This window comes from Methylobacterium sp. ME121 (assembly GCF_000974725.1).
Lineage (GTDB): Bacteria > Pseudomonadota > Alphaproteobacteria > Rhizobiales > Beijerinckiaceae > Methylobacterium > Methylobacterium radiotolerans.
In genome coordinates, this window is record NZ_BBUX01000001.1 from 113,430 (window position 1) to 129,757 (window position 16,328).

The window sequence follows — 16,328 nt, forward strand, 5'->3', positions numbered from 1 at the left end:
CGGCGCGCCGTCGAACGCGCCGTCACCGCGGGTGCCACAGCGCCGCACTGAGGCCCAGAGCGACGGCGCCAGGGCGAGGACCGCGCTCCGATGCGGGCCGGTGCCTACTGGAAGCGCCGCATCTCCGGTGCCAGCGAGCGCCCCGCGTCGAGCAGGGCGCGGACCTTGCGGGTGGCGTGCTGGAGAATGTCCGGCCGCGCGTCCTCGTAGGACGTCTCCTCGACGAAGCTCCGCAGCGCCTCCGTGATCCGGTCCTCGATCTCGTCCATGAGAGCCAGTCCCTCCGGACCTTCCCGCCGGAGATGCGCGTCCGCGAGCGTCAGGTAGGCCGCGCTCGCCAGCAGGAAAGCGATCCCGTTCGCTTCCTGCGCCGCCGCGGAACTCGCGTCGCCGCCGTCCATGCCGTCTGCGACGTCGTCGTCCATCGGCTCACATACTCCCCGTTCGTTGCCCACGCTGTGCCGCCCCCGCCGCGGCGCGCCAAGTAGAGAAAAAGGGTCGGTCCCCGTCACCATTCGGGCGACGTCGGGGGCCGATCCGACCTTCCGGTCCCGCTCCGGTCTCAACGGCCCGGATCGGCGCGGTCCTGGGCCGCGCGCCGCTCGCGCATCCGGTGAAGCGCCCGGCGCCAGGCATCCACCACCGCCTCGCGTGCGCGGGATTCGGTCTCGCGGTTGGACTCCGCCGGTCGGGCCTTGCCGTCGGGCTGCCTGCTGCGGGCTCTCGGATCTCGATTCATGATCGCCTCCTGTCGTGTCGGGACCGAGAGACACCGGATCGGGCGACGCCGCGGTGAGCCGGCACACGCGGACCGTGAAAACCGCGTGCGGCGGAGCACAGGCGGCCGACAGCCCCGAGGAGCGCGCAATTTTTCTGATCGTGGACCGAAGAGTTTTTCAGGAGCGCCGAACTCCATACTCGGAGTACTGTCACGAGGCCGGCATGTGCCCTCGTGCAGTGCCGCAAATATTGATGCGGTGCAATAACGATCGTATTCAAAACTCAGCCGACTCCCGGGGCCGAGACGTCCCGGCACCACGGGGGCGGCGCATGGCACAGTCGGAGGCGGCGGGCATCACGGCCGGCCGCTCCCGGAGGTGCCGGGGAGGATCACGGGCTCCATGAGGAAGAACAAGGTCATCTCGGCGGAAGAGGCGATCGCGCTGATCCGCGAGAACGACGTCGTGACCACCACGGGGTTTGTCCAGAGCTGCATCCCGGAGGCCCTGCACGCCGCCCTCGAGAAGCGGTTCGTCGAGACCGGATCGCCGCGCGGCCTCACCCTGATCATGACGGCGGGCGCCGGCGACAGCAAAGGGCTCGGCACCGGCCGCCTGCACCATGACGGCCTCCTCTCGCGGGTCATCGCGGCCAATTTCGGCCGCATGCCGAAGGTGGCCAAGGCCGCCCAGGACAACCTGATCCGCGGCTACAACCTGCCCCAGGGAGTGATCTCCCAGCTCTATCGGGCCTGCGCGGCGGGGCAGCCGGGCCTGTTCTCGAAGGTCGGCCTGAAGACCTATGTCGACCCGCGACACGGGGGCGCCAAGGTCAACGAGCTGACCACCGAGGATATTGTCAAACTCGTCGAGGTCGATGGCGAGGAGTGGCTGTTCTACACGGCGACCAAGATCGACGTCGCCTTCATCCGCGCCACCTCGGCCGACCCGTCGGGCAATCTCTCCTACGAGAAGGAGGCGCTGACCCTGGACTGCCTCGCCCAGGCCATGGCGGCCCGAAACAACGGCGGCATCGTCATCGCCCAGGTCGAGCGCATCGTCGACGACGGCTACCTCCTGCCGAAGGACGTGCGTGTCCCCGGCATTCTCGTCGACTGCGTTGTGGTGGCCGAGCCCGAGATGCACCGGATGAACTACGGCGTGATGCACGACGCCGCGCTGGCCGGCGAGATCCGGGTCCCGGTCACCGGCATCAAGCGGATGGCGCTCAACGAGCGCAAGATCATCGCGCGCCGCGCCGCCTTCGAGCTGCCGCCGAACGGCGTAGTCAATCTCGGCGTCGGCGCGCCCGAGGGGATCTCATCGGTCGCCAACGAGGAGAAGATCACCCCCTACATCACGCTCACCACCGAGGCGGGCGCGGTGGGCGGAGTGCTGGCCTCCGGTTCGAGCTTCGGCGCCGCCACCAACGCCGATTGCATCATCGACCAGAACCAGATGTTCGACTTCTACGACGGCGGCGGCCTCGACATGACCTGCCTGGGCATGGCCGAGTGCGATGCGGCCGGCAACGTCAACACCTCGCGGTTCGGCGGCAAGCTGAACGGCTGCGGCGGCTTCATCAACATCTCGCAGAACGCCCGCACCGTCGTGTTCGCCGGGACGTTCACGGCCGGCGGCCTGGAGATCGCGGTGAGCGACGGTCAGGTGCGCATCGTGCAGGAGGGCAAGGCCCGCAAGTTCGTGACCCAGGTCCAGCAGAACACGTTCTCCGGTCCCTACGCGGTCGAGCGCTCGCAGCCGGTCCTCTACGTGACCGAGCGCTGCGTCTTCCAGCTGACGCCGGAGGGGCTGGAACTGGTCGAGGTCGCGCCCGGGATCGATATCGAGCGCGACATCCTCGCCCACATGGACTTCGCCCCCGTGGTGCGCAATCCGGTGCCGATGGACCCGCGGATCTTCCGCGACGAGCCGATGGAGCTGATCTCGGACCTGCTCAACCTCGATCTCAAGTCCCGCGTCAGCTACGACGGCGAGCGCAACATCCTCTTCGTCAACCTGGAGGGCTGGTACTGCCGTGTGAAGGGCGACATGGACGAGCTGCGCATGACCATCGTCGAGGCCTGCCGGAAGGCGGGTCAGCGGGTCAACGCCGTGATCAACCACGACGGCTTCCGGCTCAACGAGAACTTGGTCGACGACTACGCCGGCATGGTCCAGTACCTGCAGGCGAACTACTACGCGACCACCACCCGGTACGCGACGAGCGCCTTCCTGCGCCTCAAGATGGAGGAAGCCCTGAACAAGCGCGGGGTCGCGCCGCACGTCTTCGAGCGCAAGGAGGAGGCGCAGGCGTTCGTGAGCAGCACCGCGGACAAGAAGGCCCGCAAGCGCATCTCCCCGGCGGTCGCGTCTGCGGCCTGACGACCGGCCGGTCTCACACACTCCGGGAGCGCGGGATGCCGGTCGCGCCTGCCGCGTGGCCGGTGCCGTAGTCGGATTCAGGCGATCGGCAAGCCGAGGACCCTCCGCGATTCCTCGGACAGCACCGCGTGGCGGGCGGATTCGGGTCCGTCATTCGGCGTCTGCGCGGCCGCCTGCGTGACCAGGTCCCGGAACCGCTTCTTGTCGAGGGCGCGGCCGCGCAGACTTCCGAGCACGGCGTCCAGCACCATGCGGACGGCCTTGGCACGCTGGCGCTCGCGATCGAGTTCGGCGGCGAGGAGCGGATCCCCGAACTGGGCCGCGCCGAGCGGCGCGACCAGCACGGCGCTGTCGATGACGGCGGGGTCCCGATCGTCCACCTCGACGGCGGTATCCGCGATTCCGTCGAGGATCTTGGTCGCCTCGGTCAGCAGGATCCTGTGCTGGACCGCTGCCGAGTGATTCCCCGGCACTTTCTGGCTGGCCGCGCCGATCAGGCGCTTGAACTTGGCCCGATCCAGCCCGAATCGACCGATGCTGGCGCGCAGCGCTGCCAGCACCGTGCGGAGCGCGTCGGTCCGGTAGGTCGCCTTGAGGAGCTGGTCCCGCAGGGTCCCCGCCGAGGCCATCTCGACGAAGGACGTCTCGGGCAGTTGCTGCACCTGCTCCGCCAGCTCGACGATCGCGCGCTGCATCAGCGCGGTGCGCTGCTCGCGGATCTCGTCCGGCGCCAGGCGCTGGCGTCCCTTGCGGAGCCACACGAAGAATTCCGTCGCGTCCATGTCGAGGGAATCCTCGACGCGCAGATCGATGTAGCCGAGCTGCGACAGCTCCAGGATCATCAGGTTGAAGCTCGCCGGCACGAATACCCACGCATGGGCGTCGGCGTAGTGCGGCAGCTGCGCGGCGCCGAGCCACTGCGCCTCGTCGGTCAGCGGGTTGGCCGGGATGGCCGGCCGCGTGTCCCGGCCCGACCAGGCGCCGACCGTGCCGTTGTCCTTCAGCGCCATGTTCAGGGCGTAGTCGATGTGGGTCCGGACCGTGTGACGGTTCCGCTTCTCCAAGAAGGCCGCGATCGCGTCCGCCGTCCCGGTCAGGGAGCGGTAGAAATCGAAGCATTTGCGCTTGTCGGGCACGGCCAGGATCACGACGCCGTCCGGCCGGAGCAGCGTCTCGGCGGCGCGCAGGAAGGTCACCACGTCGGTGGTGTGCTCGATGACGTGGCTGGCGATGAACGCGTCGAACGTCCCGTGCTGCTCCACCGGGACCGCGTCAGCGATCGAGCCCCCCGTCCAGACGAAATCGACCTCCTCGATCCGGTCGACGGTCTGGTCGTGATACTTCTCGATGAGCTCGGCGCGCGGCGCGTGATCGATGACGAACGTGTTCCAGCCGTCGCGCTTCGGCGCGAGCGGGCTGAAGCTCGGGCCAACCTCGACGATGCGGGCATCCTTGGTCAGCGACCTCAGGAGTTGCTGCGCACGATCCATTGCATCTAAGCTCCGAACAAACGCTTCGCGAATGCGCTGTGGAAGCGCGGTGAATGCCGCATTGGCGGGAAGGGATGCCGTTGCACAAGAGGCCGCTCGCCGCCGTGACCATGACCTACAATGAAACGACCATGCTTCCGCTCTGGCTGAAGCACTACGAGCGGCAGGTCGGGGCTGAAAACTGTTATATCCTCGACCACGGCTCCGACGACGGCTCGACAACCGGGCTGCGCGCGAACGTCATCCGATTGCCGCGACTGCCCCTGAACGAGTGGGAGCGCGCCCACACAGTCAGGGATTTCTGCGCATCTTTGTTCATCGGCTTCAAATATGTTCTCTATGCGGACAGCGACGAGCTGATCCTTCCAGATCCCGACGTGTCGCCGAACCTCTCAGACTATATCGCCGCGCGATCGCTGCCCCCAATCCTCGATCTGTTCGGAGCCGATGTCATGCACGTGCAGGACGAGGCTCCCATCAACGTCGCGGCGCCCATCTCTGGCCAGCGGGGATTCATCCGTCCGATATCGACCCTGTGCAAGTCCACCATCGTGTCGGAGCGGGTCGACTGGCATGTCGGCTTCCATTGCCTGATCCAGGATCACCGCCCCGATTTTCGCGACCTGTTCCTGTTCCATCTGGCGTATTTGGATCACGACATACTCTTCAGGCGCCAGCAGAAGCGGAATGCGGCCGCGCCGATCGGCATCCCGAATTCGCACCACGCCATCGACCCGACGGAGTTCCTGACCTTCGTGAAGGCGGATGTCGGCCGGATCCCGCGCCGTCGCGTTCAGATGCGGCCGGGTGAGGCCCATTTCGAGACGACGAAGCGGATCTTCGCCGACGCGATCGAGCGTAAGAGTGTGGTCCAGGCGCCCGACCTCTGGCAGCTGCCCGAACGCTTCGTCGGATCCTTCTGAGTCCGGACAGGCGACCATGCGCGGAGACCGTCGCGGGTGCGCGGGCGCCGCCATCCGGTATACGTCGGACCGCCCGACGCCGCTTCGGCTGCGCTGGCGAATCCGGGAGGAGGCCCGACCCTGCGCGACGAACAGAGCCTGACTGCGCCGGATGCCGACGCGTGCCGCGCCGACGCGCCCAGCGCCGGTCGCGTCGCGGATCTTGCGCACGCGGCGCTCATCGGCGAATTGGAGACATGGCCCAAGCCCGGCCTCGTGAGCCCGGTCGATTCCGGCAGCCACGACGACATGGATGCGGAGACTCTCCGCCGCAGCGCGGCGGCGATCCGGCCGTTCTTCGCGGAGCTGGTCGCGGCGGGTGCCCGCGCGGCGGAGATGGCGGATTTGCGGGCCATCGGTCTGAAAGCCGAGATCGCGATGATGCGGGCGACGGGCGGCGTCAACGCGCATCGGGGCGCGATCTTCTCGCTCGGCCTGATCTGCGCCGCGGCGGGAGCGAAAGGTGAAGGGCACGGTGTCGGGCGGGCCGGGGCCGAGGCCCTGGCCGAGGCGGTTGGGCATCTCTGGGGGCCGGCGATCAGCCGGGCACCGGTCTCGGCTGTCAGCCACGGCGGCCGCGCGGCGCGGCGCTTCGGCGTCGGCGGCGCCAGTGCCGAGGCCGCTTCGGGCTTCCCGACCATCCGGGCCGTCGGCCTTCCCGCCCTCCGCTTCGGCCGTTCCTGCGCCCCCGGCGATCCCGAGGCGGCGCGCGTGCACTGCTTCTTCGCGCTCCTGGCGGTCGTCGATGACACGAATCTCCTGCACCGCGGCGGCGCCGACGGCCTCGTCGGCGCGCGCGCGGCCGCCGCGACCTTTCTCGACGCCGGCGGCATCGCGGCTCCGGCTTGGCGCGAGCGCGCGGCGGCGATCCACCGCTCTTTCGTGGCCGCGCGCCTGAGTCCCGGCGGCTGCGCCGATCTCCTCGCCGCGACGCTGCTGCTGGACGCCCTGGCCTCCGCGCCCTGACGCGCGAGCAGCCCCGGGTCGCGTCGGTCGCAGTTTCGCGGGTGCGGTCGATACCTACATCCGGATCCTGTTCCCCCTCCCCCACCGGACCGCCCGTGACCCTGTTCAGGATCGCCCTCCTCGCGCTCGCCGCGCTCTTCCTCGTGCCGGTGGCGGTCTCAGCCCTGCTCTACGCGACGCGCGCGAGCGGCGACTGGCGTCTGGCGGATCGGTCCAGCGCCGGACTGCTGCCGCGCGCGGACGCGCATCCCGGCGCCGTGCTGCGCATCTTCTCGGCGCGGACCGTGAGCTGGCGCGGCATCGTGGCGACGCACAGCTGGATCGTCCTCAAGGAGGCCGGCGCCCGCGCCTACAGCCGGTTCGACTACACGGCCTGGGGGCAGCCGATCTGGGTCGACCGGTTCGTGCCGGACGGGCGCTGGTTCGGGAACCCGCCGACGACCGTGTTCGCGGCCGACGGGCCCGAGGCGGAGACGATGCTCCCGCGGATCCGGCAGGCCGTGGCCGAGTACCGCTACAGCCGGCCCGGCGACTACGTCGTCTGGCCTGGTCCGAATTCGAACACCTTCGTGGCCGCCGTCATGGCGGCGGTTCCGGAGATCCGCGCGAGCCTGCCGACGACCGCGATCGGCAAGGATTTCCCCTACGACGGGCGCTGGATCGGTCCGACGCCGTCCCGAACCGGCATTCGCCTCAATCTCGGCGGCTATGCCGGCCTGACGCTCGGCTGGGTCGAGGGCCTGGAGCTGAACCTGCTCGGCGCCGTCGCCGGGATCGACCTGCGGCGGCCCGGGATCAAGTTGCCGGCCCTGGGGCGGGTCGGCCTCTGAGCGCTCTCCAGGCAACCGCGAAGCCTGCAGAGCCGGAGTTGGGCCACCGCGTTGCCCGGGGCGCACGAACGGCAGCGCCCCGGGCCACGCCGCTCACGGAGCGAGGTCGTGGACCGGCTCCTTCACCGGCGTTGCGCTGCTGTTGAGCACGGTGCTCCCGGTCGTGACCGGCTTGAGCACGGCCCGGTCGATCTGCGGCGGGGTCGGGAGCCGGAGCTGCGCGCTCGTGTCGGCCCACGCGCGGGCGACACGGTCCGGATCGTCGTTGAGCTTCGTGCCGTAGCTGGGAACGATCTCACGGATCTTCGCCTGCCATTCCGGCGTGGCGACCTTCTGGGCGAACACCTTCTCCAAGACCTGGAGCATGATCGGCGCCGCCGTGGAGGCACCGGGCGAGGCCCCGAGGAGGGCCGCGATGCTGCCGTCCTTGGCGTTCACGATCTCGGTGCCGAGCTTCAGCACGCCGCCCTTGTTCGGGTCGCGCTTGATGATCTGCACGCGCTGCCCCGCCTGCCAGAGGCGCCACTCTTCTTTCCTCGCCTTCGGGAAGTACTCGCGCAGCGCCGCGATCCGGTCGTCGTCCGACAGCATCAGCTGCCCCGCGAGGTACTCGACCAGCGGGAACTCGTCGACGCCGACCTTCATCATCGGCCAGAGATTGCTGGTGGTGGTCGAGCTGAGGAGGTCGAAGTACGAGCCCTCCTTGAGGAACTTGGTCGAGAAGGTCGCGAAGGGCCCGAACAGGATCACGCGCTTGCCGCCGAGCACGCGGGTGTCGAGATGCGGCACGGACATCGGCGGGGAGCCCACCGACGCTTTGCCGTACGCCTTGGCGAGGTGGAGCGTGGCGACGTCGGGATTGTCGTTGATCAGGAACGAGCCGCCCACCGGGAAGCCGGCGTAATCGTCCCCTTCGGGGATGCCGGATTTCTGCAGCAGGTGCAGGGCGCCCCCGCCCGCGCCGATGAAGACGAACTTCGCGTCTAGCGTCCGGCGCGTCCGGTCCTTCAGGTTCTTCGCGCTCACCCGCCACGAGCCGTCGCCGTTCTTGGTGATGCTCTCGACCTCGGTCGAGAGCCGCAGGCTGAAGCTCGGCTGCTTCTGCAAATGGGCGACGTACTGCCGGGTCACTTCGCCCCACTCGCAGTCGGTGCCGAGCGGCGACCACGTCGCGGCGACCTTCTGCTTCGGGTCACGTCCCTCCATCATCAGGGGAACCCACTTGCGGAGCTGCTCCGGATCCTCCGAATATTCCATGCCGGCGAAGAGCGGGCTCGCCTTGAGGGCCTCCCAGCGCTTCTTCAGGTAGGCGATGTTGTCGTCACCCCAGACGAAGCTCATGTGGGGCGTGTAGTTGATGAAGGCGCGCGGGTCCGTCATCACGCCGGTCTTGACCTGGTGGGCCAGGAACTGCCGGGTCACCTGGAATGCCTCGTTGATCTCCACCGCCTTGGCGATCTCGATCTGCCCGTTCTTCTTCTCGGGCGTGTAATTCAGCTCCGCCAGGGCCGAGTGTCCGGTGCCGGCGTTGTTCCAGCCGTTCGAGCTCTCGAGGGCGACCTGATCGAGACGTTCGATCATCTGGATCGACCAGTTCGGCTCCAGCTCGTTCAGCCAGACGCCGAGCGTCGCGCTCATGATCCCGCCGCCGATCAGCAGCACGTCGACCTTGCTGTCCGCGCCATCGGCCAGGGCCAGCGGGCCCGGCAGGGCCGCCAGCGCCAGGCCGGTCGCGGCCGTGCCGAGGAGTTGCCGCCGGCTGAGGGGCAGCACGTTCGCCGCCCGGCGGTCGCGCTGGTGTTGGTTATCGTCGTCGCCACGCATGGGCAGATCCCGCTTTTGCGTACCGGACCGGCCGATTGGCCGCCCCGCGTACGGAAGACACTCGATGCGACGGGCGCGAATCCCGCCCGTCCGGCCTTCCGGATCGTTTCCCCGTTCCCGTCGCGGTACGCTCGTGGCCTCGCTCGACCCGACACGACGGTCCTGCGCTGGTCCGCATCGCTTCCATCGTCCCCGGCCCGCACGGATCGCGGGACGATGGGACGCGCTCGCGCGACGCAGGCCTTCCCTCCGCAATGGCGCGCGATCACGCCGGAGAACGGATCTCCGGTTCAAGACCTCGCTCGCGCGGTAGCGCGATTGCCGGGTGGGCGGGAAGATGCTGGCTGGCTTGGCTCAGCAGATTGATGGTGGCCTCATAGAGGACGAGGCTTCAGAGGACAATCACTGCCGGGGTTGCAATCACCGCCATCCTGTCAGTCCGCCGCGACGACCGGCGGCCACGGCGGCGACCCGCCGATAGACTTGCCCCGGCCGCTGGACCGCGTGTCAGCGTCTGGCGGCGCCGCCGGACGTGTCGCTACGGGATGTGCTTGAACCGGATGATGCTGCGCGACAGCCGGCCGTCATCCCAGTTGGGCATCACGCGCCAAGGGGTCGTGACGTCGGCGTAGTCGCCGTCGATGTGGATGGTGCGACGCTGCTCGGTGCCGACCCATTCGGGTGCCCAGGCCGTCTGCACGCTCGTGACCCACTGGTCGCCCTCGATCCGGTAACGTCCGATATAGGCGACGAGGGTCTTCATCAGCGCGGCCCGCTCGGCGTCGGTGGTCGCGGGCTTGCGCGCGCTGCCCTCGAGGTTGAAGGCGACCCAGCCGTCCTTGGTGAAGATGACGCGTCCGCGCGGCGTGCCGCCCATGGCGTCGATGAGCTTGCCGGTCTCCTTGTCCTCGACCTTGTAGGAGACGAGGTCCCAGGTGCCGACGATCCGGTCCGCCAAGTGCGCGCCCACCACTGCCGCTCCGACATGGTCCGGCGCGGACGCGCTCCAGGCCCGGTCGGCGGCCAGGAGGAGGGGAAGCCACAGGAAAGCGCGGACGGCCGCGGCGGCCGTTCGTTGTGCAGGCATGGTCTCGACCGAGTTTCGCGTGCCGCGGCGCCGGTACGCGCCGCCGCCGCGTTCTGCGGGCCGGCGCGGCCGGTTCCAAGCGCCGCGCGAGCAGTGCTGGTAGACCCTCAGCGCGCTTGCGGTGGTTGCCGCGGCGAGCCGTCCTCAGCCGCCGTTGCGGGCCATGCGGGTCGTCACCGTGCCAGCGGCGAGGCTCGGCAGCGGGTCCTGCGTGCCGCTGACGACCACCAGCCGCTGCACCTCGCCGCGCAGGAAGGCTTGCAGGAACCGGTCGTAGTCGCGGAACGACACGCAGCCGTTCGAGTCGCCGCGCGGGCCCAGCATGTAGGTGTGCGCCAGCAGGCCGACGCGGCCGTAGACGGCTTCGTTGCCGCCGACCGGCGTGAGGCGGATCGCCCGCACACCGTGGAACGGCCGCTCGCGCTCGGTGAGGTCGTAGGTACCCGGCGGCGTCGGCCCGCGCATCCGCACATTGACGAGGCGCGGATCGTCCAGACCCTCGCCGAGCCCGGAATGGGCCTCCAGGCGTTCGCCGTTCGGCAGGGTCACGGTCTTGGCGGCGATGTTGTAGACCGCGATGCCGGCCGTGGGGCCCGGATCGCGGGTCGGGGCCAGCGGCGGCGAGACGCGCTGCGCCGGCGGCGCGACGTCGGCCGGCTTGCTCTCCAGGGCCGTGTAGGCCAGGGCCGGTCCGCGCTCGATGCCGAACAGCTTCTCGAGGAACGAGCGCTCCTCGGGCTGCGGCGTGGGCTGCGCCGCCGGCGGCAACTCGCGGCGCGCCATGCGCCGCTCGGACCGTCGGGCGAATCCAGGGCCCAAGGGGGCGCGGAATTCGGGCGGACGCGGGATCGGCAGCGGGACGACCACCGCGCTGAGCGGCGTCTCGGCGGCCTGCGTCCCGAGCTGGGAGCCGGCCTCGGCGCCGATCTCGGGCTCGGCTTCGGGCGTCAGCGACGGCGGGGCGATCTGATTCCACGCCCAGCGCGACTGCGGAGCGCCGATGGTCTCGCGGCCGGCATCGGGCGAGCCTGCAGCCCCTAGTTCGGCGGTGGCGGTCTCGGCCCCGTCCTCCGCAGCCGTTCCGGGCACCGGCGCTTCCGTCCGGGGGCTCTCGATTCCGGTCACCGGGACCGGGGCGCGATGCAGGACGCTGCTCCCGAGGGCGGCCATCGTCACGAGGCCGGTGAGCACCGTCAGAGGCGCGAGCCAGGTGTTGCGCGCGTTCCGGGTCTTGGCGCCGTCCAGCGGCACGGATTCGACAGCCATCGCGGTTGCCCATGCTCCTCGTCGCGAGGCGGGGCGTGCCGGCTGCCGCTCTCCGGAAAGGCGGAGACGTCGCGGCGGGCGGTCCGGCCCCGCTCAGAGTGAGACAGCGGGGTCGGGCCGGCTTTTCTGGGGCGACGCGATGATCGATCTTGGCCCGATCGGGACCATTTTCGGGCGCGCCGCCGCAGTTCTCGTAGTTCGAACCGGTCTATCCGTGACCGGAATACTGCTAATCGTTGTCGATCTGGCGCCCGAGCAGAGCGATCGCCTTCTCGTAGACCGGTGCCGCGTTCCAGCCCTGGATGGCCGCGAAGTTCGGCTCGCCGGGCTGGTAGCCCGCGCCGGCCCGCCAGCCATGGGCCTTGAGGAAGTTGGCCGTGGACGACAGGGCCGCACCGACGTTGTTCAGGTCGCCGGTGCCGTAGGCCAACACGTTCTTCGGCAGGAACTGGGTATGGCCGACCTCGCCGTGGGCCGCGCCTCGGGTGTTCGGCGTCAGGAGACCGCGATCGATCAGGGTCAGCGCGGCGTAGAGCTGGTCGGTGAAGTATTCCGAACGGCGGCAATCGTAGGCGAGCGTCGCCACCGCGGAGAGCGTGTTGACGTTGCCGCGGACGGCGCCGAAGCCGGTCTCCATGCCCCAGATCGCCAGGAGCGGGCCCGGCGGCACGCCGTAGCGCTGCTCGATCGAGTCGAAGAGGGCCGCGTTCTGCTGCTTCAGAGCCCGGCCCCGCTTGACGATGGTCGGGCCGCCGCGCTTGGCGAGGAACTGGTCCAGCGACAGCTTGAAGCTGTGCTGGCCCCGGTCCGCCGAGATGGTGGCGGTCGAGTAGGTCGTGTTCTGCAGCGCCGCGAGGCTGGCCGCGCTGGCCCGGCCGCGCGCCTCCTCGGCGAATTGCCGCTTCCACGCATCGAAACCGGCCGCGGTGTTGCCGCACTGCGCGGCCTGCACCTGCCCGGCGCTGAGAGCGATCCCGGCGATGGCCGCGACCGCGATAGTCTGACGCCGCAAATTCTCGATCACGCGAAACACTCCTTCGGCGCGTCGTCGCGCCCTGTCCTGCTGGGGATACCGGGTCACATCTCGTCGATATCAGGGCGAGAAGATGTCGAAGGCGCGACCTTGGGTCTCCTCACCCTCAAATCATCGCGCATCTCGGCATCTGCGACGAGGCCGCAACGGCGAGGTGTTCGGAGCATCGTGAACGCCGCGTGAGCGGCGGGCCAACACGCGGCTGCGCGGACCGCCGCGCGCCAAGATCAGGTTGACCGCCGGAACGATTAAGTCCCATCTAACGCGGCCGTTTTGCGTCTCAGATCAGTATGTTGCCAGCAAAACGATTGCAGATATGCGGATCTGATGGATCTGTCACAAGCTTGTCAAACGCGCGACATAGCTTTGCCGGCGGAAAGACTTGGGCGGAGATGCGGCGTGGGGTCGTTGATGGTCCGGGCGGCGATGCATGAACCGAGATCCCGCCTCCCGCGCCTCCGCCCGTCCTGACCGGTCCGCGGCATCGCGCGGCGCCGCCCTGCGACCTTCCGAACCGGGCGAAGCGGGAGAGCGTCGCCGGCGCAGCGCTGAGCGGCACGACGGCCCGTGATGTGGACCGGGCCCGGGAACGCCAGCCCCAAATCCGCGACCGGCGGTCGGTCCAAGCCACCGCCGCGTCGACCCAGCCGATAACCGAACAGGACGCCCATGGCCCTCGGAATGCACGACACCGGTTCCACGCGCGCGGGCCCGCTCGGGCCCGATCTCGACCGCGACGGCGTCGCCAAGGCCTACGGTCGCTGGGCCCCGGTCTACGACCTGGTCTTCGGGCCCGTTTTCGCGCAGGGCCGCACGCTGGCGGCCGCCGCCGCCGAACGGATCGGCGGCCGGATCCTCGAAGTCGGCGTCGGCACGGGGCTGTCCCTGCCCGCCTACCGGCGCGCCCGCAGCATCGTCGGCATCGACATCTCGGCGCCCATGCTGGAGAAGGCGCGCCAGCGCGTGGCCCGGCTGCGCCTGCGCAACGTTGAGCGCCTCGCCGTCATGGATGCCGAGCAGCTCGACTTCCCGGACGCCGCCTTCGACGTGGTGGTGGCCCAGTACGTCGTCACCGCGGTCCCCAATCCCGAGGCGGCGCTGGACGAGTTCGCCCGGGTGCTGCGCCCCGGCGGCGAGATCGTGATCACCACACGGATCGGTGCCGAGGCCGGCCTCCGGCGCACGGTGGAGCGCGCCCTCGCCCCGGTGACCAGCCGCCTCGGTTGGCGGACCGAGTTCTCCTGGGAGCGCTACGCGGCCTGGGCCGCCGCAGCGCCGGTGGAGATCGTCGAGCGCCGCGCGCTCCCGCCGCTCGGCCACTTCTCCCTCGTCCGCCTGCGCAAGCGCGCCGCCTAGGCGCGCATCAGCTTCGACCAGCCCACCACAACCTTCGATCGGGGACGCACATCATGGCGAGCTTTCTCGAGGCGCTGCGCATCCAGCGCTGGGACGACCACCGCTACTACCACCACAACCGCGTCAATCAGAGCTTGCACGTGGTGAGCGCGATCAGCTTCCTGGTGGCCTACGCCCTGGCGTTCAAGGACCCGGCCACGGCGGCCTTGATCGGCTGGCTGGTGGCGATGACGTCCCGGCAGGCCGGCCATCTGTTCTTCGAGCCCAAGGGCTACGACCACGTCAACGACGCGACGCACGAGCACAAAGAGGAGATCAAGGTCGGCTACAACCTGCAGCGCAAGATCGTGCTGCTGGCGATCTGGGCGCTGTCCCCCCTCCCGCTCTACTTCGACCCGAGCCTGTTCGGCCTGATCGCGCCCCATCAGAGCACCGCGGACCTGATCCGCAACGTCGGCTGGATCTGGCTGTGGCTGGCGCTTGCCGGCCTGCTGTTCCGGATGGTCCAGCTCTTTCTGCAGCGCGACGTCCAGACCGGCCTTGTCTGGGTGACCAAGATCCTCACGGACCCGTTCCACGACATCAAGCTCTACCACAAGGCGCCGCTCGCCCTGCTGCACGGCGAACTCGTCGAGGAGCAGGAGCCGCACGAGCGCGGCGCCTGAGATTGGATCCCGGGTGCCGGTCCCGCGCGGCCGGCACCCCAATCAGGCTTGATCCGGCGCGCGCAGACCCAGGCGGTCTCCGAGCCTGCCCAGGCGGACCGCCGCGACCTCGCGCAGGATCGACCGGCGGATCGCTCTGTCGCTCGGCACTTCACCCTCCCACCAGCCATCCGCACGCATAGCCTGCGCCGCCGCCACGAAGCGCGTCGCCACGGCCTCGAAAGCCGCGTCGTCGTAGGCGAGGCTGAAGATCATGCGGCCGGTTCCGACCCACGACAGGGCCAGCCCCTCGGCGCGCAGGTAGAATTGCAGCATCCAGTTGTAGCGCGACGGCTTGGTGTACAGGACCGTCCAAACCGTCGACATGTTGGCGACCCGGACCGGCAGGTCGGCCCCCGCCAGGAGGGTGTTGAGGTGCCGCGCGCGCGCGTCCCAGGTCGCGTCGAGATCGGCGTAGAGCGCGGCCACCGCCGGGCTGTCCAGCCGGTCGAGGAACGCGCCCATCGCGCCCATGACGTAGGGATGGGCGTTGAAGGTGCCCCGCGCGAAGCAGATGTCGACGGGGCGGTCGTCCCTGTACCGCCGCATCAGGTCGGCGCGCCCGCAGAGGACGCCGACGGGCAGGCCGCCGCCGAGAGTCTTGCCGTAGGTGACCATGTCGGCGCGCAGGCCGAAATAGGCCTGCGCGCCGCCGCGGGCGAGGCGGAAGCCCATGAAGACCTCGTCGAGGATCAGCACGATGCCCCGGGCGCTGCACACCGACCGGAGTTCGTGGAGCCACTTGGTGTAGGCAGCGCGGTCGAAGGCCGCTCTGCGGCCGCTGTCGACCAGCGCGGAATCGGCCGGCGCCCCGGCGTTCGGGTGCATGGCCTGGAGCGGGTTGACCAGGACGCAGGCGACGTCGCTGCGGGTGGCGAGCACCCGCAGCGTCCGCTCGGACATGTCGGCCAGGGTGAGCGTGTCGCGGGTCGGGACCGGGTTGCCGATGCCCGGCTGCACATCGCCCCACCAGCCGTGATAGGCGCCGCACAGGCGCACGATCCGGCGGCGGCCGGTGTGGTAGCGGGCGAGCCGCACCGCCTGCATCACCGCCTCGGTGCCGGACATGTGGAACGAGACCTCGTCGAGGCCCGAGATCGCCCTCAGCCGCGCGACGTTGCCGGTGACGACCGGGTGGAGCGGCCCGAGCACGGGGCCCAGCGCCGAGACCCGCGCGGCACCCTCGTCCAGGCAGGCCCGGTAGAAGTCGACGCCGAACAGGTTCATGCCGTAGGAGCCGGCGAGGTCGTAGAAGACGTTGCCGTCGAGATCCGTAACCGTGACGCCCGACGCGGCGGCCGCGAAGGCGCCGGTGCCGAGATGCGCGCGCACGTGCCGGGCGTACTGGAACGGTACCCGGTAGAGCCCGGTGAACTGGAGGTCCGAGAGCCCGGCGCGGACCGACTCGGTCTCGGCCCGTGTCCTGGCGAAGCGCGCCCGGAACAGATCGGAGAGCCGCGCGAAGCCGGCCTCGCGGCGGCACGCCACTGCCTCGTCCGGATCGTCCGACCGGAAGAAGGCGCGGTCCGAATAGGAATAGTGCGGGATCAGTCGGGCGACGCGCCGGGCCATGCGGGCGTGGCCGGTGAGCGAGCGGTGCTTCGCCCGCGAGAGCTGCAGGCGTTCGGCCGCTCGTGGCAGCGCGAGAACCGCGGCGGCGGTGGTGGCGGACAGGGTGATGAGGAGCGCGGACATCGCCCCGCGCC

The 16,328-nt window shown here is 69.8% G+C and carries 14 protein-coding genes; 6 read left to right on the forward strand and 8 right to left on the reverse strand.

The features are described 5' to 3' along the window. Nucleotides 1-104: 104 nt before the first annotated feature. Nucleotides 105-425, reverse strand: coding sequence for a hypothetical protein (locus ME121_RS00575; protein WP_012317377.1), 321 nt, complete (start codon nt 423-425; stop codon nt 105-107). A gap of 137 nt (nt 426-562) precedes the next feature. Continuing rightward, nucleotides 563-739, reverse strand: a complete 177-nt coding sequence (locus tag ME121_RS32995; protein ID WP_012317376.1) for a hypothetical protein — start codon at nt 737-739, stop codon at nt 563-565. Between the two features lie 382 nt (nt 740-1,121). Here ME121_RS32995 and ME121_RS00580 point away from each other — a divergent pair, with 382 nt between their 5' ends. Beyond that, nucleotides 1,122-3,104: an acyl CoA:acetate/3-ketoacid CoA transferase gene (locus tag ME121_RS00580; protein WP_024827629.1), complete on the forward strand. Its 1,983-nt coding sequence runs from the start codon at nt 1,122-1,124 to the stop codon at nt 3,102-3,104. A 77-nt stretch (nt 3,105-3,181) separates the two neighbouring features. Here the strand turns inward: ME121_RS00580 and ME121_RS00585 are convergent, their stop codons facing one another. Continuing rightward, nucleotides 3,182-4,594 carry a methyltransferase domain-containing protein gene (locus tag ME121_RS00585; RefSeq protein ID WP_024827630.1) on the reverse strand — a complete coding sequence of 471 codons (1,413 nt, stop codon included), beginning with the start codon at nt 4,592-4,594 and terminating at the stop codon, nt 3,182-3,184. A 110-nt stretch (nt 4,595-4,704) separates the two neighbouring features. On the opposite strand from ME121_RS00585, the gene ME121_RS00590 reads away from it, so the two are divergent. From ME121_RS00590 to ME121_RS00600, 3 genes are all read left to right on the forward strand, one after another. Further along, on the forward strand, nt 4,705-5,517 hold the full coding sequence (locus ME121_RS00590) for a glycosyltransferase family 2 protein (protein WP_244632916.1): 813 nt from the start codon (nt 4,705-4,707) through the stop codon (nt 5,515-5,517). Nucleotides 5,518-5,655: 138 nt separating this feature from the next. Continuing rightward, nucleotides 5,656-6,522, forward strand: a complete 867-nt coding sequence (gene mdcB, locus ME121_RS00595; RefSeq protein WP_041372475.1) for a triphosphoribosyl-dephospho-CoA synthase MdcB — start codon at nt 5,656-5,658, stop codon at nt 6,520-6,522. Nucleotides 6,523-6,617: 95 nt separating this feature from the next. Then, complete coding sequence (locus ME121_RS00600; RefSeq protein WP_053620298.1) at nt 6,618-7,352, forward strand: DUF3750 domain-containing protein; 735 nt, start codon at nt 6,618-6,620, stop codon at nt 7,350-7,352. A 93-nt stretch (nt 7,353-7,445) separates the two neighbouring features. Here ME121_RS00600 and mqo read toward each other — a convergent pair whose 3' ends face one another. The 4 genes from mqo to ME121_RS00620 all read right to left on the reverse strand — a co-directional run bounded on the left by mqo (nt 7,446) and on the right by ME121_RS00620 (nt 12,553). After that, the gene (mqo, locus tag ME121_RS00605) at nt 7,446-9,176 is read right to left on the reverse strand and encodes a malate dehydrogenase (quinone) (protein ID WP_059407908.1); all 1,731 of its coding nucleotides are present in this window, start codon (nt 9,174-9,176) and stop codon (nt 7,446-7,448) included. Between the two features lie 538 nt (nt 9,177-9,714). After that, on the reverse strand, nt 9,715-10,263 hold the full coding sequence (locus ME121_RS00610; RefSeq protein ID WP_081437737.1) for a lipocalin-like domain-containing protein: 549 nt from the start codon (nt 10,261-10,263) through the stop codon (nt 9,715-9,717). Between the two features lie 144 nt (nt 10,264-10,407). Next, nucleotides 10,408-11,529, reverse strand: a complete 1,122-nt coding sequence (locus tag ME121_RS00615) for a DUF2778 domain-containing protein (RefSeq protein ID WP_059407911.1) — start codon at nt 11,527-11,529, stop codon at nt 10,408-10,410. Nucleotides 11,530-11,758: 229 nt separating this feature from the next. Further along, nucleotides 11,759-12,553 carry a lytic murein transglycosylase gene (locus tag ME121_RS00620; RefSeq protein ID WP_012317367.1) on the reverse strand — a complete coding sequence of 265 codons (795 nt, stop codon included), beginning with the start codon at nt 12,551-12,553 and terminating at the stop codon, nt 11,759-11,761. Between the two features lie 678 nt (nt 12,554-13,231). On the opposite strand from ME121_RS00620, the gene ME121_RS00625 reads away from it, so the two are divergent. Continuing rightward, nucleotides 13,232-13,918: a class I SAM-dependent methyltransferase gene (locus ME121_RS00625; protein WP_043073067.1), complete on the forward strand. Its 687-nt coding sequence runs from the start codon at nt 13,232-13,234 to the stop codon at nt 13,916-13,918. 53 nt (nt 13,919-13,971) lie between these two features. After that, nucleotides 13,972-14,583, forward strand: a complete 612-nt coding sequence (locus ME121_RS00630) for a membrane protein (RefSeq protein WP_024827637.1) — start codon at nt 13,972-13,974, stop codon at nt 14,581-14,583. A gap of 42 nt (nt 14,584-14,625) precedes the next feature. On the opposite strand, the gene ME121_RS00635 is transcribed toward ME121_RS00630, so the two are convergent. Continuing rightward, on the reverse strand, nt 14,626-16,317 hold the full coding sequence (locus ME121_RS00635) for an aminotransferase class III-fold pyridoxal phosphate-dependent enzyme (RefSeq protein WP_059407912.1): 1,692 nt from the start codon (nt 16,315-16,317) through the stop codon (nt 14,626-14,628). Nucleotides 16,318-16,328: the final 11 nt, after the last annotated feature.

Bases quoted from the DNA above. Each gene is read 5' to 3' on its own strand.
- ME121_RS32995 (WP_012317376.1), bottom strand. From the start codon at position 739: ATGAATCGAGATCCGAGAGCCCGCAGCAGGCAGCCCGACGGCAAGGCC.
- ME121_RS00630 (WP_024827637.1), top strand. From the start codon at position 13,972: ATGGCGAGCTTTCTCGAGGCGCTGCGCATCCAGCGCTGGGACGACCAC.
- ME121_RS00610 (WP_081437737.1), bottom strand. From the start codon at position 10,263: ATGCCTGCACAACGAACGGCCGCCGCGGCCGTCCGCGCTTTCCTGTGG.
- mqo (WP_059407908.1), bottom strand. From the start codon at position 9,176: ATGCGTGGCGACGACGATAACCAACACCAGCGCGACCGCCGGGCGGCG.
- ME121_RS00635 (WP_059407912.1), bottom strand. From the start codon at position 16,317: ATGTCCGCGCTCCTCATCACCCTGTCCGCCACCACCGCCGCCGCGGTT.
- ME121_RS00575 (WP_012317377.1), bottom strand. From the start codon at position 425: ATGGACGACGACGTCGCAGACGGCATGGACGGCGGCGACGCGAGTTCC.
- ME121_RS00625 (WP_043073067.1), top strand. From the start codon at position 13,232: ATGGCCCTCGGAATGCACGACACCGGTTCCACGCGCGCGGGCCCGCTC.
- ME121_RS00590 (WP_244632916.1), top strand. From the start codon at position 4,705: ATGACCTACAATGAAACGACCATGCTTCCGCTCTGGCTGAAGCACTAC.
- ME121_RS00615 (WP_059407911.1), bottom strand. From the start codon at position 11,529: ATGGCTGTCGAATCCGTGCCGCTGGACGGCGCCAAGACCCGGAACGCG.
- ME121_RS00580 (WP_024827629.1), top strand. From the start codon at position 1,122: ATGAGGAAGAACAAGGTCATCTCGGCGGAAGAGGCGATCGCGCTGATC.
- ME121_RS00585 (WP_024827630.1), bottom strand. From the start codon at position 4,594: ATGGATCGTGCGCAGCAACTCCTGAGGTCGCTGACCAAGGATGCCCGC.